The following is a 26,783-nucleotide window of genomic DNA, read 5'->3' as shown; positions in this document are numbered from 1 at the left end:
AATTTACTGCCGGGTCGCCCATTCAAAGAAACCAACGATCTGCCGCGCAAAGACGTCGCGATCAGCTTTGTTCGCCAATGATTTCCGGGCCGCCTCTGTCACCGCTTCACCGACGTAGTCTGCCGTGAACTCGACCAGATCGGCAATAAAACCGTCTGTCATCTCGGGGTGATACTGCGTCGTAAAAATGTGCCGCCCCTTCAGGTAACCACCCACCTTGCACCCCGGCCCCGAGGCCACGATCTCTGCACCCTCGGGGACATCCACCACCTGCTCAATATGGCTCGCATAAAGCCCCACTTGCGCCGGTCGCTCCGAAAACGGCAACTCCCCAACCGAATCGGTCATGGCAAACCCATGCACCCAACCCTCGGGATTGCGCCCAACCTTCCCACCCAAAGCGAGGGCAATCGCCTGATGGCCGAAACATGCCCCAAAAACAGGCACCTCTTTCGCATCCATCTCGCGGATCAGGTCAAACAGTTGCCCAACCCAAGGATCAGTATCATGCACCGACGCCGGGCTGCCGGTAATCATCACCCCATCAAATATCTGAATATCCTTGGGAAATTTCCCATCCTTGACCGAAAACACCTCGCATTCCCAATCCGGGCGCTGCTCTTGTACGAGGGTTGTGAATTTCTCACCATCCTTCGGGCGCGCCTGCGCGAAATCGCTCACATCCGTGTTGGTCATCAGGATCGCCAGTCGCATTTCGATCTCCGCGCATTTTTCATTTTGCATATTTATGACTTCCATATATATACATAACAAAGCAAGTAAACAAGCAGCAAGGGAGGCAGCTTGTATGACTGTCTGGACACCCACCGATGACGGCCACGCCGATCTGACCAGCCACGACACCTTTTCTCAGGGCGCGCCACATAACACCTTCAAGCGACTGCGCGACGAAGATCCGGTCAGCTGGACCGATTATGCCGATGGCGAAGGGTTCTGGTCGATCACCCGGCATCAGGACATCACCGAGATGAACCGAAACTTCGCAGTGTTCTCCTCGGCGCGCGGCATCCGCATGGAGGACCAGACCTACGAAGAATACCTTGCGCGCCGCACGTTTCAGGAAACCGATCCCCCCGAGCATATGAAAACGCGGATCAAGGTTGCCAAGGCCTTTTCAAAACCGGTGGTGGCGAATTTCGAACAAGACCTGCGCGACCTGTCCAACCAGATCCTGGACGAGGCCCTTGCCCAAGAAGAGTTCGACGCGACCAAGGCTATCGCGCGCCAATTGCCGATGCTCATGCTGGGCCGGATTATCGGCACGCCGGAAAAAGACCTGCCATGGCTGGTAGAAAAGGGCGACGCGCTGATCGCCAACACCGACCCCGATTTCACGGATCACGTTCTCGACAAGATGACCACCGACGAATTCCGCATGATGCCGTTCAACTCACCGGCCGGAGCGGAACTCTATCAATATGCCAAGGATCTGATGGCGCATAAAAATGCCACAGGAGATACCGAGGGCGTTCTGCACCTGATCCTGCAACCCGACAAGGACGGCAACGTGATTTCAGAAGAAGAATTCCGCAACTTCTTCTGCCTGCTCGTGGCGGCGGGCAACGACACCACGCGCTATTCCATCGCAGCCGGCATTCAGGCGATGTGTCACCAGCCCGAACTTCTGGGACAAATGCAGCAAGGCGGCGACAACCTATGGGAGCTGGCCCCGGACGAGATCATCCGGTGGGCCACCCCCGCGCTCTATTTCCGACGCACCCTGACGCAGGACTTCGAAGCCCATGGCAAAAAGATGAAAGAGGGTGACAAGGTGCTGTTCTGGTGGTCTTCTGCCAACCGCGACGACGCTGTGTTTGATGACCCGTTCCGCGTCAACCTTCTGCGCTCCCCGAACAAGCACATGTCCTTTGGCCAATCCGGCCCGCATGTCTGCCTCGGCATGTGGCTCGCCCGGCTTGAGGTGCGTGTCCTGTTCCAGGAGCTATGCAAACGGCTCAAATCCATAGAAGCTAATGGCGCGCACAAATTCCTGCGCTCGAACTTTGTCGGCGGGATCAAGGAATTGCCCGTCCGCGTGAAACTGAACTAAGGGAGGCGAGAATGAGAGACCGTCTGCGCGCCGTATTCTGTGACCATCTGTCGATCATGCGGGGCAAATACCTGCCCGCGTCAAAACTGGCCGACTCCGAAACCCGCTTTTGCCGATCGACTTTCGGCGTGCATTACGACAAAGATCTCCTCCCAGCCCCTGGCGCCATGATGATGGACGGCCTGCCCGATATGGAGCTGCGCTGGAAGCACGACGACATCCGCGATAGCTGGGATCCGCACACCAAGATCGTGCTGGGGGATCTCTATGACGACGAAGGCAATCCGCTTCCCCTCTGCCCGCGTGGGGCACTGAAGCGCGCAGTCGCCGCGTGGGAGGCCAAGGGCCTGACGCCCAAAGTCGGGATCGAGCTCGAGGCCTTTGCCCTGCAGGCCGATCAGGACGGAAACCTGCGCCCTTACGACACGCCGGGCGCAGTGGTCTACGGCACCGGCCCTATGACCGACCCCATGCGGTTCAATGATGCAATCTGGGAAAAGGCCGATGAGTTGGGGTTCCGGCTCGACATGATCACGGCGGAATTCGACGCACCCCAGTTCGAATACACCCTGACCTTCGACAATGCGGTACAGGCGGTCGATGACATCGTCCTGTTCCGCCTGATGGCCAAGGAAATCGCGCTGGAACACGGGATCGTCCTGTCGTTCATGCCCAAACCCATTGCCGAGGCCGGCGGGTCAGGGATGCACATCAACTTCTCGTTCAGTGATGTCTCGGGCGGCAACGCCCTGTCGTCAGGCGAACGCAACCTGCCTGAAACGCTGAACGACCTGTCCAAACAGTGCCTCGCGGGCCTGTTGCACCACCACAAGGCGCTGGCCGGTTTGATTGCGCCAACCACCAACAGCTACCAACGACTGCAACCCGGCTCATTGTCAGGATTCTGGAAAAACTGGGGCGGCGATCACCGTAATGTAACCACCCGGATCAGTTCCGAGGGCGGGCCCAAATCCCGGCTGGAACACCGCATGGCAGATGGCACCGCCAATCCCTATACGGCGGTCGCAGCGGTCTTGCAGGCGTCCTTACTCGGAGTGGAAAACAATTATCCGCTGCAACCGATCGAGACCGGCGACGGTTTTGAAAAGAACGACGCCAAGGAAAGCTGCGCGCTGGACCTCAAGGGCGCAGTGGCCGACCTCAAGAAAGATACTGTGCTGGCGGACGCGGTGGGCCGGATGCTCGTCGACAACCATGCTTTCATGAAAGAGAAAGAAGTCAAGAAAACCCGCGACCTTGAGGGCGACGCCCTGCGTGACTTCTATGTCTATTTCGTCTGATACACCCTGCACAAAACAAGGAAGCACACATGCAAGCCACCTGGAAACTGCCTGACGGCTCAGAAATCACCGCTGACATCGCCAATGGCACCAACATGATGCAGGCCGCAGTGGACAACAATATCCCAGGCGTGATCGGGGAATGTGGCGGATGCCTGAGCTGCGCCACCTGCCACGTCTATGTCGATCCCGCTTGGCTCGACAAAACTGGCAGTGCGGATGACTTTGAGGATGCCATGCTGGACGTCGCAGAAGCCGAACGCACCGACCAAAGCCGCCTTAGCTGCCAGATCGAAGCCAACGATGGTTTGGACGGGTTGGTGCTGATCGTTCCGCAACCGTGACGCAGATTCGATCAGCGACAGCAGAAAAAAGGGGGCCGAGCGGCCCCCTTTCCTTTATGCGTTGATCGCATCGAAACCGGCCTCAAGCGCGGACAGGATGGTTTGCACATCCCCCGAGGTCAGCACAAGCGGCGGGGACATGATAACATTGTTGCCCGACACCCGCACCATTGCCCCTTCCTGATAGGCGACCTCTTGCAGCTTGCCGATGGTGGCTTTGTCAATCGCGGCTTTGCTGTCCTGACCTGCAACCAGTTCCATGGCGCACATCAGGCCATGCCCCCCCCGCACGTCACCAACCTGTTCATATTTCGCGCCTAACGCCTGCAACCCGGCGAACAGTTCCGTCCCTCGGGCAGCAGCGTTGTCTTTGACGTTCAGACGCAGGGTTTCTTCTACACAGGCGATGGCCGCCGCAGCACCTACGGGATGCCCGGAATAGGTATAGCCATGCCCGATCGCGGCCTTGCCGGTGGTGTCCTGTTCAAACACTTGCGCGACGTGTTCTGCAATCATTACCGCGCCAAAGGGGAAGTACCCGTTGGTGATCGCCTTAGCGGTCGACATCAGATCAGGTTGCACCCCCCAATGGCGCGATCCGGTCCAACTGCCGGTACGGCCAAAGGCGGTGATGACCTCGTCCGCGATTAGCAGGATGCCATGTTTGGTACAGATCTCACGCACGCCCGGCATAAAACTTTCATGCGGTACGATCACCCCACCGGCCCCGAGGATCGGCTCCATGATCAGCGCGGCAATGGTTCCCGCCCCCTGAAACGCGATCTCGTCCTCCAGCGCCTGTAGACACAGCGCCGACAGCTTCGCCGGATCGGTTTCGTTGAACGGGTTACGATAGGTATAGGGCGCGGGAATGTGATAGCACCCCGGAAGCAGAGGTTCGTACTGGGTCCGGAAATTGGCATTCCCGTTGACCGATGCGCCGCCCATATGGGTTCCGTGGTACCCTTTCTTGAGGCTCAGGAACTTGGTCCGCCCCTCTTCTCCGCGCACCTTGTGATACTGGCGCGCCAGACGCAGCGCCGTTTCCACTGAATCCGACCCGCCCGAGGTATAGAATGCACGGCTCAGACCGTCGGGCGCATAGAAGTCGCGCAGAATTTCAGAAAGCTCGATGATCGCGTCATTCGTCGTCCCCCGGAAGGTCGAGTAATAGGGCAGCACGTCTAGCTGGCGCGCAATCGCCTCTTTGATCGGCTTGCACGAGAACCCGAGGTTCACGTTCCATAGACCACCGACACCATCGACAACCTCATGACCATCTACATCCGTGATCTTGACCCCTTGCGCACCCGTCACAATGGTCGGCGGGTTGTTCAGGCAATCGGCGGGATGCGCCATGGGGTGCCACAGCGACTTTGCGTTTTTTTCTTTAAGGAAATTACTGTCTTTCATCGTTCAGACCTTTCGGACAAGAGGATCAGGCAGGCTCGCCAAGAATTTCGGAAGCCTTGGATTTGAAGTCATCGGGGACAAAACCGCCCAACAAGCGGGTCATTTGCAGGGACGAGCGCAACACCTCGCGGCGGATAGTCCGGCGCAGGTCCGGTGTCATTCTGGCGACCGGTGCGGCGACGGCTACGGCACCATAACAGTCTTGCTGCGCGTCAAAGATCGGGCAGGCGTGGGAATGGACGTCTTTTTCGTGGCCGCTGACCGACTCGGCGATCCCATCGCGCCGTGCCTCGCGCAGGCGTTGGCGTATGATATCGGGGTCGGTTTCCGTCTGGTCGGTCTTTTTCTCAAGCGGACCTTGCAGGATCGCGTCCACAAATGCGGGCGGGCTGTAGGCCAGGACTGCGTTCCCTGAACTCGTCGAATGAAACGCGATCTGTTCCGCGTCTTCCATCGTGACGCGCGTTCCGTGCAGGGGGCTGTAGCTATAGCTGACAACTGTCAGCAGATCCCCCTGGCGGATCGACATGTGGGCGGTTTCGCCGGTCTGCTCGCTCAGCGCGGTCAGAATCTTTTGCGCCACTTCACGTGTGGGCACCGACGCCTCGCGCAAGGCCGCAAGGCGCGGAAACACAGGACCAAGCCGATACTCCCGACCGCTTCCTGTCTGTTCTACGAATCCCTGATCCGCCAATTCGCTCAACAATCGATAGACCGTGGCCTTGTTCATACCCGACAGACGAGTCATTTCGCTTAATCCAATCTCAGGCGATTGGCGCGAAAAATATCCAAGCAATGACAATGCCTTAGATACGGTTCCCATTATCGGACACAAAGCTCCCTGTCGAATTATTCATCATTTCGGAAAAGGAATTTCCGCTGCGTTACTAAAACTGTTGACAGAAATATCCTTAACCTGTCAATCTATTTTCGAACCTTTGGTTTAAATAATGAACCGTTTGCGAATTTCGGATCAATCAGGGAGACTACGATGAACACCAAAACGCTCATGGGCACTGCGCTTGCCCTTTCCATGGCCACGATCGGTGGCGCCGCTCTGGCGGAATATCCCGAAAAACCTGTCAGCTTTGTCGTGCCCTGGCCTCCGGGTGACCTCGAAGATGTGCTGACCCGCATGATCGCGGAAGACTTTCAAGAGGCCTATGGCGTCTCGGCAGCAGTCGTGAACAAACCCGGCGGCGGTGGCGGCCCCTTCCCCGGTGCCATCGAAGTCGCAACGGCCCCGGCTGACGGCTATACAATCGGATCGTTCGTGCCTGCCGTTCCGGTCATTGGCCACGAAATCGGCATCGACGAACTGGCCGACGAGGTATTTGAACCGGTCGGCATCTTCCTGACCTATCCCTTCGTCATCGCCACCTCGGGCGACGCGCCCTATTCCACGATGGCGGAACTGGCCGAATATGCCAAATCGAACGAAGTGGCCCTTGGCCATTTCGGACAGGTTCTTACCCCGACCCAAGTGACCATGGCGTATGCCGTGAATGCCGGATTCGAGTGGGGCTCGGATGCGGCCTTTGACGCACTGGATTGCAACACGCTGGCCTCGGGTGATGCGGACGTTATCAACACCACGCTGCAATTGATCCTGCCCTGCCTTGATCAGGTGAAGGTGCTCACCTCGATCACGGGCGAGCGTATTCCGCTGGTGCCCGATGCACCGGCGATTGGCGAGCTGGATGGCTCGCTCGACATCGCGCTTTGGAATGGCCTGTTCGTACACAAGGACACGCCCGCCGACGTCCGCGAGAAAATCGCAGCTGTCGCCGCGAAAACCGTGATGAGCGACCGCGCTCAGGCGATTGCAAAAGAAACCGGCGCGCAGGTCTATTGGGCCGATGCGGCCGCCTCGGCAGATATCATCGCCAAGGACAAGGCGACCGTGGCTCATATCGGCAAACTGCTTGAGTAAACCTATGAAGACCGGGCCAGAGATACACGAACCTCTGGCCCGTTTTGTATCCAGAGGTCGGACACATGAGTGACCCCAAACTCAGCGCCTTCAAAGGCCCCCTGCGCGGCCAGTTGCTGTTCGCCATAGTCTTTCTGGTGGCGGCGCTGCTGCTACTGTCGCAATTGCCGGAAGAAACCAAATGGGCCAAACGCACCAAGTTCTTTGCCCAACCCCGTTTCTGGCCCGCCGTGGCCGTGGGCGGCATGGTTCTGTTCGGCGGTCTGCATCTGTGGAAGCTGCCCCGGCGCAAATTCGTGACCGCGGATTTCACCGAGTGGAAAACCTGGTTCTTTGCAATCGAATGGGTGCTCTGGTTTCTCGCTTATGTCCTTCTGGTGCCGATCCTCGGCTACCTGCCGGTCACGCTGGTGTTCATGCCGCTGATGTCATGGCGGATGGGCTATCGCGAAAAACACATGCTGTGGATTTCCGCCGGTTTCGGAGCCTGCGTCGTGATCCTCTTCAAATCGCTGCTGGATGTAAAAATCCCCGGGGCCATGGTCTATGAATACCTGCCCGGATTCCTACGCAGCTTCTTTATTCTGAACTTCTAAAGGCGCGTCATGGACCTGATCCTTTCCTCGATCGACATTCTGGCCCGCTGGGATGTCATCATCGCTCTGCTGGCCGGATCCATTGGCGGAGTGCTGATCGGCGCCATTCCGGGTGTTGGCCCTGCCGTCGCCATCGCCATCCTGCTGCCCGCAACCTTTTCGATGGACCCGATTGTTGGCCTGACCGTCCTTCTGGGCATCTACGGATCATCCATGTATGGCGGCTCGATCCCGGCGATCCTGATCAACACGCCCGGCACGGCGGTGAACGCTCTTACCACCTATGATGGCTTTCCAATGACCTCGCGGGGCGAGGCGCGGCGCGCCCTGTCGCTTGCCTATTCCTCGTCCTTTTTCGGCGGCATCTTCTCGGTGATCTGCCTGATCCTGTTTGCCCCTGTTCTGGCCAAGATCGCCCCTATGTTCGGCAGCCGCGAGATCTTTCTCGCGGCCCTTCTCGGCTTGATCCTCGTCGTGGTCGCCCATCGCGGTCAGGCGCTGATTGCCGCGGCGCTGGCCTGCTTCGGCATTTTTCTGAACACTGTCGGCCTTGAGCCGGTGAAGTTCTCCAAACGCTATACCTTTGACCAGTCCTTTCTGTCAGGTGGCGTCGACTTGATCGTGGTAGTGCTCGGCCTCTTCGCCCTGTCACAAGCGTTTTTCCTGTTGCAGGGAGATGACGAGAAAATCCGCATGACCAAGCTGCGCGGCGGCCTGTTTCAGGGCTTGCGTGAACTGGCCCGCCATCCGCGCGTGGCGGGGGTCTCCGGCACCTTTGGCGTGCTCATGGGCATGATCCCCGGCGTCGGAGAATTCACAGCCCAGTTCCTCAGCTACACCTATGCCCAGCGCACCTCGAAACGCCCGCAGGATTTTGGACATGGATCGTCCGAGGGCCTTATCGCCGCCGAAACCGCCAACAACGCCGTGCCCGCCGCCGCTATGGTGCCGCTCCTCGCACTTGGTATCCCGGGCGAGGCGCTGACCGCGATGATGCTGTCGGTGTTTTACGTGCATAACGTGGTGCCCGGTCCGCAGCTGTTCCAGAACCAGATGGATTTTGTCGTCGCGCTTTATCTGGCGCTGCTGCTTCTCAATGTGCTGGTGCTGGTGTTCCTTCTGTTCGCCACAGGGCACCTGATCAAGGTTGTGAAAATCCCCAACCGGTTCCTCGGGGTGTGTATCCTCGTGCTTAGCTTCGTGGGCGTCTATTCGCTGCGCAACTCGGTCACTGACTGCATAATCGCCGCCTGTTTCGGCATTTTCGGCTTTGTCCTGAAACGCCTCTCGCTGCCTGCGGTGCCGATCATCCTCGGCATGGTGCTCGGCGGCATCATGGAGGTGAAACTGCGCGCCGGTATGGCCCGCGTGAAAACCCCGTTTGACTTTATCGACCGCCCGATCGCCATGATCCTGTTCCTGATGATCCTGGGCGTTCTGTTCATCCATTTCCGCCACGTCTGGCTGGAACGCAAGAAACTCAAGGAGGCCCAATGGTCGACCAAACACGCATCAACGAACTTCGGCATGCACCTGTCGCGCCGCAAGGACTATTTATTGAGGGAGCGTGGACGCAAGGTTCGGGAGAAACACTTGAAGTACAATCCCCGATCGACGGACAAACGCTGACCACCATCGCACGCGCGACGCCTGCAGATGCGGATCGCGCCATCGCGTCAGCCCGGGTCGCGTTCGAAGATGGCCGCTGGAGCCGCATGGCCCCCGCTGGCCGTAAAAAGGTGCTACACAAGCTGGCCGACCTGATCGAGAAACACGCGCTGGAGCTCGCGGTTCTTGGTGTGCGCGACAACGGCACCGAACTGAACATGGCGCTAAAGGCCGAGAGCGGCTCGGCGGCGGGCACCTTCCGCTATTACGCCGAGGCCCTGGACAAGGTCTATGGCGAGATCGCCCCGACCGATCCGGGGTTCATGGGCCTGATCCACAAGGAACCGGTCGGCGTCGTGGGCGCGATTGTACCGTGGAACTTTCCGCTGATGATCGGGTCGTGGAAACTCGCGCCTGCGCTGGCGATGGGCAATTCCGTGGTGCTGAAACCTGCCGAAACCGCCTCGCTATCCCTGCTGAAACTGGCCGAACTTGCCTCCGAAGCGGGCTTACCCGATGGCGTGCTCAACGTGGTCACCGGCCAAGGCTCGGTCGTGGGAGAGGCCATTGCACTCTCCATGGATGTGGACGTTCTGGTCTTTACCGGGTCTGGCGGCGTGGGCCGGAGACTGCTGGAGTATTCGGCACGTTCAAACATGAAACGCTGCTATCTCGAACTCGGCGGCAAATCCCCCAACCTCGTTTTTGCCGACGCGCCTGATCTGGACGAGGCCGCCAAGGTTTCGGCCATGGGCATCTTCCGCAATTCGGGGCAGGTCTGTGTCTCGGGGTCGCGCCTCTTGGTCGAAGACAGCATCCATGACGATTTCGTCGCGCAGGTCGCCAAATACGCCGCCGCCCTCAAGGTCGGCGACCCGCTGGACCTCGGAACTGATGTCGGCGCGGTGAACTCCCTCACCCAGCTGCAGGGCAACCTCGGCTTCGTCGACTCGGCCCGCGAACAGGGCAACACCATCTACCTTGGGGGCAACCGTATTCTTCAGGATACCGGCGGCTTCTACATGGAACCCACCATCGTCACCGATGTGAAACCCGACGACCGTCTTGCGCAGGAAGAGGTCTTTGGTCCTGTCCTTGGTGTTCTGACCTTCAACTCCGACGACGAAGCCATCGCGCTGGCGAACAACTCTGTCTACGGCCTCGCCGGGGGTGTCTGGACCTCGAATCTGTCCCGCGCCCACAAGATGGTGCGCGGCATCAGGTCAGGCGTCATTCATGTGAACACCTATGGCGGACCGGACAACACTGTTCCCCTTGGCGGCGTCAAGCAATCCGGCAACGGCCACGACAAATCCCTGCACGCGCTCGAAAAATACGTCGATCTGAAAACCGCATGGATCAAGCTATGACTGCATTGTCTCAGACACTGATCGACCGCCGCGCCCAGCTGCTTGGCCCCAATGTCAGCACCTTCTATGAGGAGCCCGTGCATATGGTGCGGGGCGAAGGTGTCTGGGTCTGGGATGCAGATGGGCGGCAGTATCTTGATTGCTACAACAACGTCCCGCATGTCGGCCATTGCCACCCGAAGGTGGTCGAGGCGATTTGCAGGCAGGCCAGCACGCTCAACACCCACACGCGCTATCTGCACGAGGGTATCCTGAACTATGTCGAGGCGCTGACCGAGACCTTTGCCGCCCCGCTTAATACCGCGATCATGACCTGTACGGGCTCCGAGGCGAACGATATCGCCTTGCGCATGGCGCGGGGCATCACCGGAAACACTGGCATCATCGCCACTGACCACACCTATCACGGGAACACGATGGCGGTGTCGCAGCTGTCCTGCACCAACCCGCCACCCGATCGCTGGGATAATGTGGCCTTTGTCCCCGCCCCCGACAGCTATCGCCCCTTGGGGGGAGAAAGCGGACAGGCCCATGCGCTGGCCTTCGCCGCCGAGGTCGAGCGCGCCATCGCCGAATTGAAAGAGCGCGGGCACGCTCTTTCCGCCCTCATCATCTGCCCCTATTTCGCGAATGAAGGCTTCCCGACGCTGGAGAAGGGGTTTCTTCAACCCGCCATTGACGCCGTTCGCAAGGCGGGCGGCATCATCATTGCAGACGAGGTCCAGCCCGGATTTGGTCGCCTCGGCACCGACTTCTGGGGGCATCAAAAGGCGGGCTTCGTGCCGGATGTGGTCACCATGGGCAAACCCATGGCCAATGGTCACCCCGTGGGCGGCGTCGTAACCAGCATGGACATCATGTCCGCCTTCCGTAAGAGCTTTCGCTATTTCAACACCTTCGGCGGCAACCCCGTCTCGGCTGCTGCGGCACTGGCCACCTTGCGCGTTGTTCAGGATGAAGGCCTGATGGAAAACGCCCGTGCCGTAGGCGTCTATGCGCGCGAGGGTCTGCAAAAGCTGTCTGAAACCCACAGCTGTATCGGTGACGTGCGCGGATCGGGTCTGTTTTTCGGGGCCGAACTGGTTCTGAACCGCGAAACCAAAACACCCGCTACAGCCTTCACCAAGAAGATCGCCAACGCCATGCGCCAAAAGGGTGTGCTCCTGAACTTCCTCGGCATTCACTATAACGCCCTCAAAATCCGCCCGCCCCTGCCTTTCAGCCATGAACATGCGGACTTGATGCTGGAACGGCTGGACGAGGCCCTGACCGAGACACCATTGGAACCATGACCGATCCCACGGTGCAACAGGCCCTGCCCCTCTGGGGACTGGACGGCGCGCAGACCCACCTGCTCGCCCAGCGCGAAAATCATGTCTACGCGGTGCAACAGGACAACACGCGCTACGCCCTGCGTCTGCATCGTCCTGGCTATCGCACAACGGCAGAGCTGGCCTCCGAACTCGACTGGATGACCTATCTGGCGGATCAAGGGCTGCACGTTCCCGTTCCGATCCCCGCCCGCAATGGTGCAACACTGTTACAAATAGATGAGGCCCATATCAGCCTTCTGTCATGGCTCGACGGCCCACCCATCGGCGCGGGCACCGAGATCACCCAAGGCAATCCCTGTGATATCGCTCATCTGGTGGGCGCGGAAATGGCTAGGTTGCATGACCTCACCGACCGCTGGCACCGCCCCTCAGCCTTCACCCGTCCTGACTGGACCGCCGATGCCATCCTTGGTTCCAATCCTCTTTGGGGGCGTTTCTGGGACCATCCCGACCTCACGCCTGACCAGAAAGACCTGCTGCAAAAGGCCCGCAGGCAGGCTCATAAAGACAGCACAACCCTCACCGACATCGGGTTGATCCATGCCGACCTCCTGACCGAAAACATCGTTCTGCACGAGGGCGGCCTTGGCATCCTTGACTTTGACGACTGCGCCATCGGGTATCGCGCTTTTGAATTGGCCACGTTCCTGTTGCGCTATCTAGAACGCCCGGATTTCAACGCTCTGCGCGCCGCAGTCATGGACGGCTACAGACTCCGCCGCACGATCCCCACTCAGGAACTTGATCTCGCGCTTCTCCTGCGCGCCCTGACCTACGTCGGCTGGATCATTCCGCGCCTGCACGAACCCGGCGGCGAAATCCGCTCGAAACGTATGATCGCCAGGGCCACACGCCTGGCCAAGACCTATCTGGAAGGAACACCCCCATGAGCCAGGACAAGACCATCCTCGTTGTCGGTACCTATGACACCAAAGACGATGAACTGACCTACCTCTGCGACTGCATCCGGGGTCAGGGCGGCCATGCCTTGTCGATGGACATCTCGGTGCTTGGCGACCCCTCCGACCCCACCGATTATTCCAAACACGACGTGGCAGGGGAAGGAGGATCCTCGATCGACGAAGCCATCAACAGCGGTGACGAAAACACCGCAATGCAGGTGATGGCCCGCGGCGGAGCGGCCCTGGCCCTGCGCCTCTACCGCGAAGGCAAGATCCACGGCGTGGTCGTCCTCGGCGGCACCATGGGGACAGACGTAGCGCTCGACATCTGTCAGGCGCTGCCCCTTGGCGTGCCGAAATATGTGGTCTCCACGGTCTCATTCTCGCATCTTCTCCCACCCGAGCGTCTGGCGGCAGACATCCAGATGATTCTCTGGGCCGGTGGGCTTTACGGTCTGAATTCGGTCTGCAAATCATCTCTGTCGCAGGCCGCCGGCGCTGTCCTCGGCGCCGCCCGCGCGGTCGAGCCGCCTGCCCGAGACAAGCCACTGATCGGGATGACCTCGTTTGGCAAGACCATCCTGCACTACATGGTCACGCTGAAACCCGCGCTTGAGGAGCGCGGTTTCGAGGTCGCGGTGTTCCACGCCACCGGTATGGGCGGGCGCGCCTTTGAATCCCTTGCCGCGGAAGGGGCCTTTGCCTGCGTTATGGACTTTGCCACGCAAGAGGTCGGCAATCACCTGATGGGCGGGCTGTCGGCTGGCGCAGACCGTCTGACCAATGCCGGCCAGAGCGCAACGCCACAGATCGTGGCCCCCGCCTGCTATGACCTCGTGGATTTTGTCGGCTGGAAACCACTGCCGGGCCGCATGGCCGACAAGCCTGCGCATGATCACAACCGGCTTTTGAAATCCGTAGTACTAAACAGCGACGAAAGGCGCGAGGTCGCCCGGGTACATGCCGAAAAACTGGCCACGGCCAAGGGCCCAACCACGTTCCTCATGCCAAAAGGCGGCTGCAATGAATGGGACCGCCCGGGCGCCGATCTGCACGATGCCGCCGGGCTTGCCGCCTTCACGGACGAACTTGAAAAGACGCTGCCGGAAAACGTGGACTACATCGCGCTGGACTGCCACATCAACGACCCCGGTTTCAGTGCCAAAGTGCTTGAGGTGTTTGACCGCTGGGTCGAAAACGGCACGATCAAGACCTGACCACGTCCCGGCTTTTTCTTGGGACAAATACCTTGGGGTGAATTGCGCCGGACCGCGTCCGGCGCAAGAGGGGCAACGCCCCTGCCCGCCTTTTCAAAAAATGCCCCTGCTTGGTTGCCAATACAGACCAGACAGAGAATACTCGGCTCCGCATCCGGCCGCAAAAGGATACTCCCGTGACACTCACCATGCAGATTCTCTGGGGCTCGCTTTTCCTTGCCCTCTGCGCCGTGATCCACGTAGTGGCGATTGCAGTGCTGACCGGGATTGCCGGACGCATGGCCGGGCGCATGTCGCTTCACGGCCCGCTCAAGCGCCTGATCGTGATTGTCGGCGCCGCCTTCCTGTGGATCACGCTGTCACACACGATCCAGGTCTGGATCTGGTCGAATGCGTTCCTACTGATGGGGGTCATTGACGATCTCAACAGTGCGCTTTACTTCGCGCTCGTCACCTATTCCACCGTGGGCTACGGCGACTATGTTCTGGGGCCGGGCACACGGATTTTCGGCACCATGGCCGGGGTCAGCGGCGTTCTGACCCTCGGAGTCAGCACTGCCTTTCTGGTTGCACTGCTCGGGCGGCTTCTGCCACAAACCGACCCCGGGGGGCTGCCCCCGTCCAAAAGTTGATGTGCGGAGCATTTGACCCATGAAAATCGCCTACACCATGACCGAAGGCAAAGGCGAACTTGACCGCCTTCTGGCCGATTTCGCGGCCGAGCTTGCTGCAAAAGGTGTGCGCACGCGCGGCATTGTCCAGATCAACTCCGACTGCGAACCCTCGCATCGCTGCGACATGGACGTACAAATCCTGCCGGACGGGGACCGAATTCGCATCTCCCAATTCCTCGGAAAGGAGTCGAAGGGCTGCCGCCTCAACCCCGAGGCCCTTGAACAGGCCGTGGTCGAGGTCGGCAAATCCATGCAGGATCCCTTTGATATCTTCATCCTGAACAAATTCGGCAAACAGGAATCAGACGGACGCGGCTTTCGCGACCTCGTCGCACATGCTTTGGCCGAGGGCGCCCATGTCATTGCCGGGGTGAACGGCATGAACCGCCAGAACTTCGAGGATTTCTCGGGCGGCATCGCAACCTATGTCCCACCCGAGCCAGGCGCGCTCATGGCATGGTACGACCCGGATCCGGATTAACCGGTCTCTTCCACCTTTGAGGCCGGATAAGGTTCGGGCAGGTTGCCGTCATTCGTCAACAGGATGGCCAGCGGCCGTGATCCGGGAAACAGGGCCATGATCGTGACGACGGCCGAAGTCAGGATCACCGACAGGATCGCCCCCGCCCCGCCCCAGATCGCGGTCCACGCCGCGAGCGAAACCATGACCACAACCGGACTGATATTCATGCTGCGCCCCATCAGGCGTGGTTCCCAGAAATAGCCGATCCCGAACTGGGCTGCGCTCAGGCTGGCAAACAGCAACAATAATTCCGAGGACAGGCCGAACTGCCCCACTGCAAACAGCATCGGCAAGGCCATGGCGATCCATGACCCAACATAGGGAATGTAATTGAAGATCGCCGTCAGCACGGCAAAGAACGCGGCAAACTCAACCCCGAAGACAAGGAAGATCAAATAGCAGATAACCCCCAACACCACGTTGATAAGGGTTTTCATGGTGAAATAGGTGCCGATTTGCGAAATCAGCATGTCGATGGTTTGCCAGACCTGCGCCCGCGCTTCGTCATCGGGTACAATCGCCGAAATTTTCGTCTTTATGGCGTTGCGTTCGAACAGGAACAGGATTGCGTACAGACAAACCAGCGCGACATAACCCGCCGAATAAGACAGGGAATTCAGCGCATAGCGCAGCGCGACCTGAAGGTCGATGTTGTCATCCAGCAACTTGTCAATGGATTGCCAGGTCAGTTCCACCTCATAGTCGAAACGCCCCGCCTGTTCTGACACGATCACCGACAGGGAATCGACATAGGTCGGAATGGCGCGCACAACGGGCTCCATGTTGCGGGCAAAGAACCCCACGCCAAGGAACAGGAACAGGAACAGGACAATCGCCGTCATCGTCATGCGCATCCACGGCGGCACGATACGCGTGTAGACGGGCAACCGCTCCATCTCGCGCGAAATGCCGTCCATAAGGAAGGCCAGCAAAGCCCCCCATACAATCGGCACAAGGATTGCGTGCGCGGTGTTAAGCACCCACCCGACCGCCACCGTGGCCAGAATGGCCGTGCTGATGCCTGTCATCTTTGCATAGCCGTCGCGTGTCATGTCATCCTCGGTTTGCCTCGCCCCCATCAAGCCCGCCCGCGCGCATAGGGTCAAGCGCGTGCAGGGGCCTCTGACGAAAAGCCTCAGCCCACAAGGGCACGGCGGACAAGGTTTAGCGCGGCCAGCGTCAGAACAACCAGCGTGGCCTTTTTGAACATGGTCTGGTCGATCCGGTCCTGCACCTTACCCCCCAGCCACATACCCAACACGGCAGGCGGCACCATCGCCAGCGAAAACGGCAGGGTTTCGGCGCGCACCACCCCGGACCCGATATGAGCAAAGAACAGAGCCACAGCCCCAAGCCCATAGATCACGCCCTGTACACGCATCTGCTCGGTTTTTTCAGTGTTCAGCGCGGTCAGGTACAAAACCGTCGGCGGCCCCCAGACCCCCGAGAAACCGCCAATCAACCCGGCAAAGCCGCCCACACCTGCCTCGATCCGGGCCGACCGTTCCGGCAGGGACACCCGCACGCCCATCAGTTGGATCACCGCAAACAGTGCCACCGGCCCCCCGATCAACAAGAGCATGGTTTCGGGCGGGATGATCCGCACGAACTGGGCCGAGATCAAAAGGCTGACCACACCGGCCAGCAGGAATACGCGGAACTTGCGCACCGAAATCAGGGCCGCCCCCACCCCCTGTCGCAACGCCTGCATCCCGTTTGTCACGAGGGTCGGCACGATCAGACCTGCCAGCGCCAGATCGGGCGGCAGGAAGGTGCTCAGCCCCGAGATCATCACCATCGGCATGGCGAAACCCACCATGCCCTTGATGATTCCGGCAAGACCTGCGATCAACAGGGCTGCGCCAAACAAATCCGGGGTCACAAGAGTGAAAAGGCTATTCATGGCCTACTCTTAGGGCTTTTAGTCCGCCCCTGCAAAAAGTCCATGCGCAACAAACGAACAATTACGTTAAGCAACAAGTATTATTGTTGCGCTGCACCTGCAAACGAATTATGTCACACTGCAGCAAAGCAAAGGATATGATTCATGGCCCATGACGGACAGGACCTGACGATGACGAACGCCACTCTTCTTCCCGACCTTCTGACGCTGACCGGCGCGGCTGTTGCCCCGGTCAAAGCCCTGCTTGAAAACGCGACCAGCACCGTGCGTGAAACCGTGTCTGCCGAAGGCCGCGTCTCGGGCGCGCTGCTCGAAGACAACCAGGCCGCCGCACATGGCCTTGCCTGGCTGGCTACCTACGAACAATCCCTGACCCAAATGCAGGCCTGGGCCGAACGCCTGCAGGCCGACGGCAAGTTCGGCGAGATGGAACAACTCATCCACCAGATCGCTTTCGGGGAATACCTGAACCAGATCAAGGGCGGCATCCCGATGAGCCAGGGCGAAATCGTCCGTATTGGCGACCTTGGCCTTGGCGCCGATGCGCTAGCCGGTCTGAACGCGCCGGAAATCGACATGCTCTGCACATCGGGCAATACGCAGGCGGCCCGTATGCGCCTTGTCGAACTGATGCAGGACAACCACGGCCACGCCACCTTTGGCGCGTCGGGCCTGGATGAAGAGCTCGAGATGATCCGCGAACAGTTCCGCCGCTACGCGGATGAACGCGTGGTCCCCAACGCCCATGAATGGCACCTCAAGGACGACTATATCCCGATGGAAATCATCGAGGAACTGGCCGAAATGGGCGTCTTTGGCCTGACAATCCCCGAGGAATATGGCGGGCTTGGCCTGTCTAAGGCGTCGATGGTGGTGGTCTCCGAAGAACTGTCGCGCGGCTATATCGGTGTTGGTTCGCTCGGCACCCGCTCGGAAATCGCGGCTGAACTGGTCGAGGCCGGCGGCACCGAGGAACAGAAACAACACTGGCTGCCGAAACTGGCTTCGGCCGAAATCCTGCCGACCGCCGTATTCACCGAACCGAACACCGGCTCTGACCTTGGCAGCTTGCGCACACGTGCCGTGAAAAACGCCGATGGCGATTATGAGATCACCGGCAACAAGACATGGATCACCCACGCGGCCCGCACTCATGTGATGACCCTGCTGGCGCGCACTGATCCGGATTCGACCGACCACCGCGGTCTGTCGATGTTCCTGGCCGAGAAAACCCCCGGCGACGACGAAAACCCGTTCCCGACCGAAGGCATGACCGGCGGCGAAATCGAGGTTCTGGGCTATCGCGGCATGAAGGAATTCGAGCTTGGCTTTGACGGGTTCAAGGTCAAGGGCGAAAACCTTCTGGGGGGCGTCGAAGGCCAAGGCTTCAAGCAACTGATGAAAACCTTCGAAGCGGCCCGCATCCAGACCGCCGCCCGCGCCGTCGGCGTGGCGCAAAACGCGCTGGAAATCGGCATGCAATACGCCGAGGACCGCAAGCAGTTCGGCAAATCGCTGATCAACTTCCCCCGCGTCGCCGGCAAGCTGGCAATGATGGCGGTCGAGATCATGGTCGCGCGTCAGCTGACCTATTTCTCGGCATGGGAAAAAGACCACGACCAACGCTGCGACCTTGAGGCAGGCATGGCCAAGCTGCTGGGCGCCCGTGTGGCATGGGCAGCAGCCGACAACGCACTGCAAATTCACGGCGGCAACGGCTTTGCGCTGGAATACCAGATCAGCCGCGTTCTGTGCGACGCCCGCATCCTGAATATCTTTGAGGGTGCCGCGGAAATCCAGGCGCAGGTGATTGCCCGCCGTCTGCTCGGCTAAGTCGCTTTCAATACACGAACTCTAAACCCCGGTCCGCAATGCGGGCCGGGGTTTTGTCTTTTAGAACCAGCAAGCGCTGAACGCCTGACGAAATCATTCTTTTATGACAAGGGCATCCATGTTCCAATCAGAAGGTTCGCAAGAATCATTCGCCCAAAAAGGAACTGAAGATGACCCGCCCCCCAACCCATGCTTTGCTAGGCGCCGTCTGCCTTGTGATGATCGCCTTTCCTGCATTGGCCCACAGCGGTGACGGTTATGGCGGCGGCTTTGTGGCGGGGTTCACCCACCCGATCCTCGGCTGGGATCACGTAGCGGCCATGGTGGCGGTCGGCCTTTGGGGGGCATTTCTCGGGTCGCCTGCAATCTGGATCCTGCCCGTGGTGTTCCCGCTTGTGATGGCCTTGGGGGCCGTTGCGGGGATCATCGGTCTGCCCGTGCCGGCGGTTGAAACCGGCATCGCGCTGTCTGCGGTCGTGCTCGGGTTCATGATCGTGCTTGCGCTGCGGCCACCGCTCTGGATCGCCGGTGTGATCGTAGCGGCATTTGCGATTTTCCACGGCTACGCCCACGGCACCGAATTGCCCGCCACGGTAAACGCCTTTGCCTATGCGGTCGGGTTTGTCATTTCGACGGGGCTTCTGCATCTCATCGGCATCGCCTTTGGCCTTCTCGTGCGGTGGCCCGCGGGGCGCATGGCCGTACGCGGCGCAGGTGCGCTGATCTCGCTGGCAGGCATCGCTTTCCTGACCGGCATGGCATGACTCTGCCCCAAGCCCGCCTGCTCGCCGTTATCGGTCTGGTCATGATGGCGGGGCCGGCCTATGCCCATGCTCCAATTCCGGGCATCAAGGGTTTCTATGTCGGGTTACTCCACCCGTTCTCGACCCCCGCACAGGCCCTCGTGATGCTAGGCACGGGGCTTCTGGTTGCGGGCTATGCCGAGGACAGTGTGCGCTGGCTTCTGGCGGGATTTCTCGCATGTTCCCTGCTGGGGGTTATCTTCGGATCCGCCGACAGCACTCTTGATCCAACCCTGTTTGGTGCGACCGTTCTGATCTGTTCTTTCACAGCCCTTCTGCCGGGGCGCCTGCTGCCTGCGGCGCTCGTCCTAGTGGGGGGTGCAGGGTTGTTGATTGGATCGGCCTCAATCCCCGATGACGGCCCCACCCGGGACCGCCTGTTTACGACGTCGGGGTCTATCGTCGGCGCTAGTCTCGGGCTGCTCTACCTGTTCGGCATACTGTATTACATCCGCAAGCGTGCGCAGGCAGCATGGCTCGGAATCGTGGTGCGAGTCGTCGCTGCATGGATTGGCGCGGTTGCCATGCTGATGCTTGCCTTGGGAACGATGACCCCCACCTGACGCACCTACGGTATCTCGATACCTTCATACTTTTGTACAAATCGGGCAGCTCCCCGAAAAATGTTGTACAAATTGGTCACTCCATCTCTTTTCACAAAAAATGCTGCGCTGCGGCATCGCGGCGCTTGCATAGAATCGGCCGCGGGCGTACGCCAGAGTCATGTCTGCGACTCGTCTTTCTCCCGACAGCTGGATTCAGGCCGGCTTTGAAGCGCTTCTTGCGCAAGGCCCTTCTGCCCTCAAGGCCGAGGCTCTGGCGCGAAACCTCAAGACAACCAAGGGCAGTTTTTACTGGCATTTCAAAGACGTACCGGCCTTTCACGACGCTTTGCTTGCCCGCTGGGAAGAACAAAGCCTCAACGGGTTCCATTCACCCGCCGAGACCGTAAACGCCGTGCAGCGCCTGCGTAGCTTAGCCCAGAACGGGGAAAGCGACAGCAACGTTGAACCCGCCATCCGCGCCTGGGCCCATGGTAGCGAAAAAGCAGCAGAAACCGTGGCCCGCGTTGACGCCAAGCGTATGAAATCGTTGGACAAAGCCCTATCTGACGTTGGCCTTTCCAATCCGGAATTGTCGCGCATCATATATGCTGCGAACCTTGGCATGGTCGAACTTTCCGAACGTGACGGGCAGACCAACGAAGAGGCGCTCGGCACTTTGGTCGATCTCGTTCTGGCCCTCTACGCCTGACCAAAAACCGCACGTTACGTCCTGAACGCCTGTCGCGCCAATGCGTCCATGAACCGCCCTCTGGCAGTAGGCAAGGTCCTGTTCCCAAGCGTGTTTGCGACCTTTTGTTCAAGAAAATACCCGGTGACTTCAAGTGCTTGAAGGATCTCTGCATCCGTAGCCTCTCCTTGGCCGACAAGGCAGGGCGGCAGGGGCAAAAGGCGATCGGCCCAATCACCCGCGCCCGCGCGTGACACCGCGCGTCCGGACTTGGGCGAGACGTAAACCAGCCCCTCGGTCGCACCGGTCACGGCGCATTGCAAGAGATCCAGACCGAACCCCAAATCCTCTAGCAATTGCAGTTCCCAGTGCAGGTAAGCCAGGGCCCAGATGTCATTTTGACCAAGCAAATCAAGCAATTGCTCTGTGCGCACATAAAGGGTGAAATGGGGTTCCCGCTCGGGCAGGCAGAACAACAACAGGGACGTCACCGCGTTCATGCCCGCCAGTGCCAGCCGGTCGGAAAGCACCGCCGCACGGCTGCGCAGCGGCTCGACCAGAAAGCTACCGATATGGTCCTCAAGCCGCGCACGCCAGGTCAGATCGACCTGTGCCCCGGGTTGTAGAATCGGGGTCATCTTACGACTGGTCCCGCCACGCACCACACCGGCGTGACGGCCATGGTCCGGTGTGAAAACCTCAACAATAACAGAGGTTTCTCCGTGCTTTCGGCTTCCCAGAACGATGCCCTGATCCCGCCATTCCATCGCCTAGTCCACCAGTCCCGGTTCGTCTAACAGGTGACGCCCCTGCCGGTCCTCGACTTCCACGACCCAGAGGTCCGGATCAAAATCCCGCTGACGGCGCAGCGCCGCATCCACCGTAGGTTCTTCACCTTCAGCCAGCACCATCCACTTGCGGTCACCTGTCATAAGGTCGAATGATCTCTGAAACGCCTGTGCCTGCCCGTCCAGCGTTGCCAGTTTAACGAGAACGGCCCCCGCCGTGTCATCTCCATGGGCCACGACATATGCAGGAATGCCCGCAAACTCCAAACGCGCCATATAGGCCTGCACCCAGAATTTCGCGGTCAGTCGTGTCATTTGTTCCCGTCACGGAAATCGAGCCCCATCTCGGAATAGCGTTCCTTTTCCTCAAGCCAGTTCGGGCGTACCTTGACCTGAAGGAACAGGTGGACGCGACGGCCCAGAAACTCTTCCAGTTCCTCTCGCGCGGCTTTCGAGACAGCCTTGATCGTTTCGCCGCGGTTGCCAAGCACGATGCCCTTGTGACCGTCGCGCATAACGTAAATCAACTGGTCAATCTTGGCCGACCCGTCTTTGCGCTCTTCCCAGTTTTCGGTCTCGACGGTCAATTGGTAGGGCAGTTCCTGATGCAAACGCAGGGTCAGCTTTTCGCGCGTGATCTCGGCCGCGATCATCCGCATCGGCAGGTCTGCGATCTGGTCCTCGGGATAAAGCCACGGCCCTTCGGGAAGCTGTTCAGCCAGCCATGTTTTCAGGTGATCCGCGCCATGCCCCTTTTCTGCGGAAATCATGAAGGTTTCGGCAAATTCGAAACGATCGTTCAAGTCTTTGGCTAGGCCCAAGAGCCTTTCGGACTCGACCTTGTCGATCTTGTTGATGGCCAGCGCGATGGTGCGCCCCTTGGGCAGTTCCGAAAGCCCTTCGAGAATGCGCTCGACGCCTTCGGTCACGCCGCGATGCGCCTCGACCATTAGCACAATCACATCAGCATCGGCGGCCCCGCCCCAAGCGGCGGCCACCATGGCGCGGTCCAGACGACGGCGCGGCCGGAACAGGCCGGGCGTGTCCACAAACACGATCTGGCTGTCCCCTTCCAGCGCAACACCTCGAATGCGCGCACGGGTGGTTTGAACCTTGTGAGTGACGATCGACACCTTGGCCCCTACCATGCGGTTGGTCAGGGTGGATTTCCCTGCATTGGGCTCTCCTATCAGGGCGACGAATCCGGCGCGGGTGGTCATGGGCATTCCTCAGACATTGCAAGCCTTGGGTTTACAGGGTTTCAGGGCCTGGGGCCAGATGGGATTTTGCCCCCGCTGCGCATCAATGTGTACAGCCCGCTTGCCACGATCAGGGTGGTGCCAACGATCATCAGGGGATCGGGGCGTTCGCCAAACCAGAAGATCGCGAACACCAGCGCGAACAACATGCGTGAATACCGAAATGGCGTCACCACCGCGATATCACCGGTGCGCATGGCCACGGTCAGGGTCGTATAGGCCAACACACCCACCAGCGTTGTGCCCGCAACAACCAAAACATGCACAGGGTTGATCGGGCTTTCGGGCAGGCCTTGGAACGGAAACAGGATGATCCCCGCAAGGATCAGAACCGCAAATCCCAGCGTCCCCAACTGGTTGCTGGACATGGTTTTGGGGCTGATGCTCGTGGCAAGGTCACGGCCAGAAAACCCCAGTGTTGCGAGCACGGCAAAGATGGATGCGATTTCGAAACTGGCGGGGGCCGGACGGACGATTAGAAGGACCCCAACAAAGCCGACCGCCATCGCGACCCACCGTCGCGGACCTACATGGGCACCTAAGAACAGAACAGCGCCCAAAGTCACGACAAGTGGCGCGGATTGAAGGATCGCTGTGGTGCTGGACAGCGGCGAAAAGGCCAGTGCGAGGAAGAAAAACAACCGCCCTGCCAATTCACAACCGGACCGTATGATCATCGCAGGTGACAGGATGGCCGGATGAAAGACCGGCTCTTGCGCGCGCCTGGACAGGGCCGCGAACAGATTTAGGCCAACCGCGCCAAAGATCAGCAGGACAAAGCTGGTCGGGACGGTTTGCATCGCGAATTTGAGTAAGGCGTCCTCAACCGCAAAGGCCGCCATGGACAGCACCATGGCAAGGCTGCCGCGTAAATTGTCGGACATGCCAGTCAGCTCTGAAGCTGGGCAAGCAGTGCCTTGGCCGCGGCCTGCTCGGCTTTGCGTTTGGAATTGTCCGCCGCCTCGGTGCTTTGCCCGGTTTCAAGCGTAACGGAAATCCGGAAAACGGGGGCATGATCGGGACCCGTCCGTGCCACCGTTTCGTAGGTTGGTGGCTTCAGCCCGCGGGCCTGCGCCCATTCCTGAAGCGAGGTTTTGGGATCGCGGGCGTCGGCCTCGACCTTGGTCACGCGATCCCCCCATAGGCGGACGACCATCTGTTTTGCGGTCTCGAACCCCGCATCCAGATAGACGGCAGCGATGAGGGCCTCCATCGCGTCGCCAAGCAGGGCCTGTTTGCGGCGGCCACCCGACATCATTTCGGACCTGCCAAGCTTCATTGCGTCCCCTAAGGCAATTTCGCGGGCCACATCGGCACAGGCTTCTTTGCGCACCAAAGCATTGAATCGTGGGGCCAGCTGGCCCTCGGTCGCAGCGCGATCTTGCGACAAAAGCGCCTCGGCCATGACCAGCCCCAGAACGCGGTCACCCAGAAATTCCAGTCTCTGGTTGTCGTCACGGGTCGGCGAGGACATGGAGGAATGTGTCACAGCCCGCACCAAGAGTTCAGGCCTTGAAAACTCGTGCCCGATGCGTTTCTGAAGTGCTTTCAGATCGGCAGATAACTTCATTCGACCGCCTTGAAGAACCTGTCGCTGCGCCAAGTCCAGAAAAAGAACATGGATCGCCCTGCGGACGAGAACATCACGCGGTCTGCGCGGCCGATCAGATTCTCATAGGGCACGAACCCGACCCCACGCGCGACGCGAGGGGTGCGGCTGTCGGTCGAATTATCACGGTTGTCGCCCATAAAGAAATAGTGCCCTTCCGGCACCGTATAGACGCCTGTGTTGTCTGTCGGCTGGTTCGCGATATTCAGAATTGAATGTGTGCGTCCACCCGGCAAGGTTTCATACTGGCGCGATTTGAGGCACACGCCCCCGTCGCCCACCGGGCCGTTTTCACAGCGCGGGCGCAGGCCCTGCGGCCCCTGCGGTCCCGCAACTTCTTCGAACACGCCACCATCTTCCAGCTTGACCGGTTCGCCATTGATATGCAGCACGCCCGCCTTAACCTGAATGGTTTCACCGGGCAGGCCCACGAGACGCTTGATGTAGTCAAAGCCAGTCAAGGGATGGCGGAAGACTACGACATCCCCCCGTTCAGGTTCCGAGCCGAAAAGCCGGGTGTTGTCCCCGTCAAAGACACCGCAGATGTTCTTGGCGTCGATATTCACGCCAATGGCCGGAATGCGGATAGAGGGGCAAGAGGCATAGGAATAGCCATAAGACATTTTGTTTACAAAGACGAAATCCCCGATCAACAGGGTATCCTTCATCGAACCGGACGGGATCCAGAAGGGCTGGAAAAACAGGGACCGGAACACACCGGCGATGACAAGAGCCCAGAAGATGGTCTTGACCGTTTCCATGAACCCGCCCGATTTCTTTGCCTCGGCTGCCATTTGTTCTCTCCGATAGGAATTTCAGCGTTACATGCGGCGCGGCAGGTCAGGAGTCAACCCGACCAATCGGACGCGCCTCGATTACGACAAAGGCCTGTGCCCAGGGGTGGTCATCCGTCAGCGTGACATGGATGATCGCCTCATGGCCTACGGGGGTCATTTCCTTGAGACGTTCAGCGGCCCAGCCTGTCACATGCATCACGGGCTGACCGGTACGCATGTTGGAAACGGACATGTCTTTCCATGCGATGCCCATCGCCAATCCGGTGCCCAACGCCTTGGAACAGGCCTCTTTCGCAGCCCAGCGTTTGGCATAGGTGCCCGCCTCATCCCGGCGCCGTGCCGCTTTGGCCTGTTCAATATCGGTGAAGACACGGTTGCGAAACCGGTCCCCGAATCGGTCAAGCGTGCGGGCAACGCGGTCGATATTCGCGAGGTCGGTGCCAATGCCGAGGATCATAAAAAGCCCCCTTTTTGGCAACCCCGTTCCTTGAATTGGAGTGCCTCGAACACGCGTTTCACTGACTGCCTCTGGCAGCATCCATCAGGCGGCGCATTTCGCGGATAGCGGGGTCGAGACCGGCAAAGATCGCTTCGCCGATCAGGAAGTGTCCGATGTTCAATTCCATGACTTCGGGCATCGCCGCAATCGGTTGAACCGTGTCATAGGACAGGCCGTGACCCGCGTGCACCTCAAGGCCAAGCGAATGGGCGAAGGTCGCCATCTCACGCAGGCGCGCCAGTTCCGCGTCGCGTTCATCAAACCGGCCCTCGGCGTGAAAGTCGCAATAGGCACCGGTGTGTAATTCGATCACCTCGGCCCCGATGCGGTTGGCGGCCTCAATCTGGGCCTGATCTGCTGCGATAAAAATGGACACCCGGCACCCGGCCTCGCGCAATGGCGCAATGAAATGGGCCAGTCTGTTTTCCTCGCGTGAGACCTCCAGACCGCCTTCGGTGGTCCGTTCTTCGCGCTTTTCTGGCACGATGCACACGGCGTGAGGCTTGTGGCGCAGAGCAATCGCTTGCATCTCGTCCGTGGCGGCCATCTCGAAATTAAGCGGGACCGTCAGCGCCTTCATCAGGCCATCGATGTCATCATCCTGAATATGACGCCGGTCTTCGCGCAAATGCGCCGTGATCCCGTCTGCTCCGGCCTCTTCCGCCAGCTTAGCGGCGCGCACCGGATCGGGATAGGCCCCGCCCCGCGCGTTCCGAACCGTAGCCACATGATCGATATTCACACCAAGTCGCAGCATTGCTTTTCCGCTCCTA

The 26,783-nt window shown here is 59.6% G+C and carries 29 protein-coding genes; 16 read left to right on the top strand and 13 right to left on the bottom strand.

All coding sequences use genetic code 11. From position 1 onward, the window contains the following. Positions 1-3: 3 nt before the first annotated feature. On the bottom strand, positions 4-714 hold the full coding sequence (locus WNE31_RS10350) for a type 1 glutamine amidotransferase (protein WP_349979682.1): 711 nt from the start codon (positions 712-714) through the stop codon (positions 4-6). Between the two features lie 94 nt (positions 715-808). Between WNE31_RS10350 and WNE31_RS10345 the strand changes: the two genes are divergently transcribed. Genes WNE31_RS10345 through WNE31_RS10335 form a run of 3 tightly spaced genes read left to right on the top strand, consistent with a single transcriptional unit; the run spans position 809 to position 3,716 of the window. Further along, positions 809-2,071 (top strand): cytochrome P450, encoded by a 1,263-nt coding sequence (locus WNE31_RS10345; RefSeq protein WP_349979681.1) that lies wholly within the window; start codon positions 809-811, stop codon positions 2,069-2,071. Positions 2,072-2,082: 11 nt separating this feature from the next. Continuing rightward, complete coding sequence (locus WNE31_RS10340) at positions 2,083-3,372, top strand: glutamine synthetase family protein (RefSeq protein ID WP_349979680.1); 1,290 nt, start codon at positions 2,083-2,085, stop codon at positions 3,370-3,372. 29 nt (positions 3,373-3,401) lie between these two features. Continuing rightward, positions 3,402-3,716, top strand: a complete 315-nt coding sequence (locus WNE31_RS10335) for a 2Fe-2S iron-sulfur cluster-binding protein (protein ID WP_349979679.1) — start codon at positions 3,402-3,404, stop codon at positions 3,714-3,716. A 54-nt stretch (positions 3,717-3,770) separates the two neighbouring features. On the opposite strand, the gene WNE31_RS10330 is transcribed toward WNE31_RS10335, so the two are convergent. Continuing rightward, a complete protein-coding gene (locus tag WNE31_RS10330; protein ID WP_349979678.1) occupies positions 3,771-5,129 on the bottom strand; it encodes an aspartate aminotransferase family protein in 1,359 nt (452 codons plus the stop codon). Positions 5,130-5,154: 25 nt separating this feature from the next. Continuing rightward, a complete protein-coding gene (locus WNE31_RS10325) occupies positions 5,155-5,952 on the bottom strand; it encodes an IclR family transcriptional regulator (protein WP_349979677.1) in 798 nt (265 codons plus the stop codon). A gap of 168 nt (positions 5,953-6,120) precedes the next feature. On the opposite strand from WNE31_RS10325, the gene WNE31_RS10320 reads away from it, so the two are divergent. The 9 genes from WNE31_RS10320 to WNE31_RS10280 all read left to right on the top strand — a co-directional run bounded on the left by WNE31_RS10320 (position 6,121) and on the right by WNE31_RS10280 (position 15,244). After that, complete coding sequence (locus tag WNE31_RS10320; protein ID WP_349979676.1) at positions 6,121-7,062, top strand: tripartite tricarboxylate transporter substrate-binding protein; 942 nt, start codon at positions 6,121-6,123, stop codon at positions 7,060-7,062. Between the two features lie 65 nt (positions 7,063-7,127). Further along, positions 7,128-7,658 carry a tripartite tricarboxylate transporter TctB family protein gene (locus WNE31_RS10315; RefSeq protein WP_349979675.1) on the top strand — a complete coding sequence of 177 codons (531 nt, stop codon included), beginning with the start codon at positions 7,128-7,130 and terminating at the stop codon, positions 7,656-7,658. 9 nt (positions 7,659-7,667) lie between these two features. Continuing rightward, entirely contained in the window at positions 7,668-9,287 is a 1,620-nt protein-coding gene (locus tag WNE31_RS10310) for a tripartite tricarboxylate transporter permease (RefSeq protein WP_349979674.1), read from the top strand. Then, on the top strand, positions 9,170-10,636 hold the full coding sequence (locus WNE31_RS10305; RefSeq protein ID WP_349979723.1) for an aldehyde dehydrogenase: 1,467 nt from the start codon (positions 9,170-9,172) through the stop codon (positions 10,634-10,636). The genes WNE31_RS10310 and WNE31_RS10305 overlap by 118 nt, the downstream gene beginning before the upstream one ends. Continuing rightward, a complete protein-coding gene (locus WNE31_RS10300; protein ID WP_349979673.1) occupies positions 10,633-11,928 on the top strand; it encodes an aspartate aminotransferase family protein in 1,296 nt (431 codons plus the stop codon). Before WNE31_RS10305 ends, WNE31_RS10300 begins: the two co-directional genes overlap by 4 nt. Continuing rightward, positions 11,925-12,860 (top strand): phosphotransferase enzyme family protein, encoded by a 936-nt coding sequence (locus WNE31_RS10295; protein WP_349979672.1) that lies wholly within the window; start codon positions 11,925-11,927, stop codon positions 12,858-12,860. Before WNE31_RS10300 ends, WNE31_RS10295 begins: the two co-directional genes overlap by 4 nt. Further along, positions 12,857-14,089 carry a Tm-1-like ATP-binding domain-containing protein gene (locus tag WNE31_RS10290; protein ID WP_349979671.1) on the top strand — a complete coding sequence of 411 codons (1,233 nt, stop codon included), beginning with the start codon at positions 12,857-12,859 and terminating at the stop codon, positions 14,087-14,089. Before WNE31_RS10295 ends, WNE31_RS10290 begins: the two co-directional genes overlap by 4 nt. 176 nt (positions 14,090-14,265) lie before the next feature. Further along, positions 14,266-14,721 (top strand): potassium channel family protein, encoded by a 456-nt coding sequence (locus WNE31_RS10285; RefSeq protein ID WP_349979670.1) that lies wholly within the window; start codon positions 14,266-14,268, stop codon positions 14,719-14,721. A 19-nt stretch (positions 14,722-14,740) separates the two neighbouring features. Then, entirely contained in the window at positions 14,741-15,244 is a 504-nt protein-coding gene (locus WNE31_RS10280; protein WP_349979669.1) for a DUF2478 domain-containing protein, read from the top strand. Here the strand turns inward: WNE31_RS10280 and WNE31_RS10275 are convergent. Together WNE31_RS10275 and WNE31_RS10270 are read right to left on the bottom strand one after the other, a co-directional pair. Then, positions 15,241-16,365, bottom strand: a complete 1,125-nt coding sequence (locus WNE31_RS10275; RefSeq protein WP_349979668.1) for an AI-2E family transporter — start codon at positions 16,363-16,365, stop codon at positions 15,241-15,243. The two genes, WNE31_RS10280 and WNE31_RS10275, sit on opposite strands and share 4 nt — an antisense overlap. Positions 16,366-16,421: 56 nt before the next feature. Next, entirely contained in the window at positions 16,422-17,189 is a 768-nt protein-coding gene (locus WNE31_RS10270) for a sulfite exporter TauE/SafE family protein (protein ID WP_349979666.1), read from the bottom strand. A gap of 144 nt (positions 17,190-17,333) precedes the next feature. On the opposite strand from WNE31_RS10270, the gene WNE31_RS10265 reads away from it, so the two are divergent. From WNE31_RS10265 to WNE31_RS10250, 4 genes are all read left to right on the top strand, one after another. Next, positions 17,334-19,022 carry an acyl-CoA dehydrogenase family protein gene (locus tag WNE31_RS10265; RefSeq protein ID WP_349979665.1) on the top strand — a complete coding sequence of 563 codons (1,689 nt, stop codon included), beginning with the start codon at positions 17,334-17,336 and terminating at the stop codon, positions 19,020-19,022. A 170-nt stretch (positions 19,023-19,192) separates the two neighbouring features. Further along, a complete protein-coding gene (locus tag WNE31_RS10260) occupies positions 19,193-19,786 on the top strand; it encodes a HupE/UreJ family protein (RefSeq protein ID WP_349979663.1) in 594 nt (197 codons plus the stop codon). Continuing rightward, positions 19,783-20,388: a HupE/UreJ family protein gene (locus WNE31_RS10255; protein ID WP_349979661.1), complete on the top strand. Its 606-nt coding sequence runs from the start codon at positions 19,783-19,785 to the stop codon at positions 20,386-20,388. Before WNE31_RS10260 ends, WNE31_RS10255 begins: the two co-directional genes overlap by 4 nt. Before the next feature lie 160 nt (positions 20,389-20,548). After that, positions 20,549-21,079 carry a TetR/AcrR family transcriptional regulator gene (locus WNE31_RS10250; protein WP_349979660.1) on the top strand — a complete coding sequence of 177 codons (531 nt, stop codon included), beginning with the start codon at positions 20,549-20,551 and terminating at the stop codon, positions 21,077-21,079. Between the two features lie 14 nt (positions 21,080-21,093). On the opposite strand, the gene recO is transcribed toward WNE31_RS10250, so the two are convergent. Genes recO through WNE31_RS10210 form a run of 8 tightly spaced genes read right to left on the bottom strand, consistent with a single transcriptional unit; the run spans position 21,094 to position 26,767 of the window. After that, complete coding sequence (gene recO / locus WNE31_RS10245; protein ID WP_349979659.1) at positions 21,094-21,825, bottom strand: DNA repair protein RecO; 732 nt, start codon at positions 21,823-21,825, stop codon at positions 21,094-21,096. Positions 21,826-21,828: 3 nt separating this feature from the next. Continuing rightward, positions 21,829-22,161 (bottom strand): DUF1491 family protein, encoded by a 333-nt coding sequence (locus tag WNE31_RS10240; protein ID WP_349979658.1) that lies wholly within the window; start codon positions 22,159-22,161, stop codon positions 21,829-21,831. Continuing rightward, a complete protein-coding gene (gene era / locus WNE31_RS10235; protein WP_349979656.1) occupies positions 22,158-23,066 on the bottom strand; it encodes a GTPase Era in 909 nt (302 codons plus the stop codon). Before era ends, WNE31_RS10240 begins: the two co-directional genes overlap by 4 nt. 41 nt (positions 23,067-23,107) lie before the next feature. Next, positions 23,108-23,989: a DMT family transporter gene (locus tag WNE31_RS10230; RefSeq protein WP_349979655.1), complete on the bottom strand. Its 882-nt coding sequence runs from the start codon at positions 23,987-23,989 to the stop codon at positions 23,108-23,110. A gap of 5 nt (positions 23,990-23,994) precedes the next feature. Then, positions 23,995-24,675 carry a ribonuclease III gene (rnc, locus tag WNE31_RS10225; protein WP_349979654.1) on the bottom strand — a complete coding sequence of 227 codons (681 nt, stop codon included), beginning with the start codon at positions 24,673-24,675 and terminating at the stop codon, positions 23,995-23,997. Then, positions 24,672-25,508 carry a signal peptidase I gene (gene lepB, locus WNE31_RS10220; RefSeq protein WP_349979653.1) on the bottom strand — a complete coding sequence of 279 codons (837 nt, stop codon included), beginning with the start codon at positions 25,506-25,508 and terminating at the stop codon, positions 24,672-24,674. Before lepB ends, rnc begins: the two co-directional genes overlap by 4 nt. A gap of 46 nt (positions 25,509-25,554) precedes the next feature. After that, positions 25,555-25,968: a holo-ACP synthase gene (acpS, locus tag WNE31_RS10215; RefSeq protein ID WP_349979652.1), complete on the bottom strand. Its 414-nt coding sequence runs from the start codon at positions 25,966-25,968 to the stop codon at positions 25,555-25,557. Positions 25,969-26,026: 58 nt separating this feature from the next. After that, positions 26,027-26,767 carry a pyridoxine 5'-phosphate synthase gene (locus tag WNE31_RS10210; RefSeq protein ID WP_349979651.1) on the bottom strand — a complete coding sequence of 247 codons (741 nt, stop codon included), beginning with the start codon at positions 26,765-26,767 and terminating at the stop codon, positions 26,027-26,029. Positions 26,768-26,783: the final 16 nt, after the last annotated feature.

This window comes from Shimia fortis, from assembly GCF_040225985.1.
GTDB lineage: Bacteria > Pseudomonadota > Alphaproteobacteria > Rhodobacterales > Rhodobacteraceae > Shimia.
This window is presented reverse-complemented; position numbering and strand designations above follow the sequence as displayed.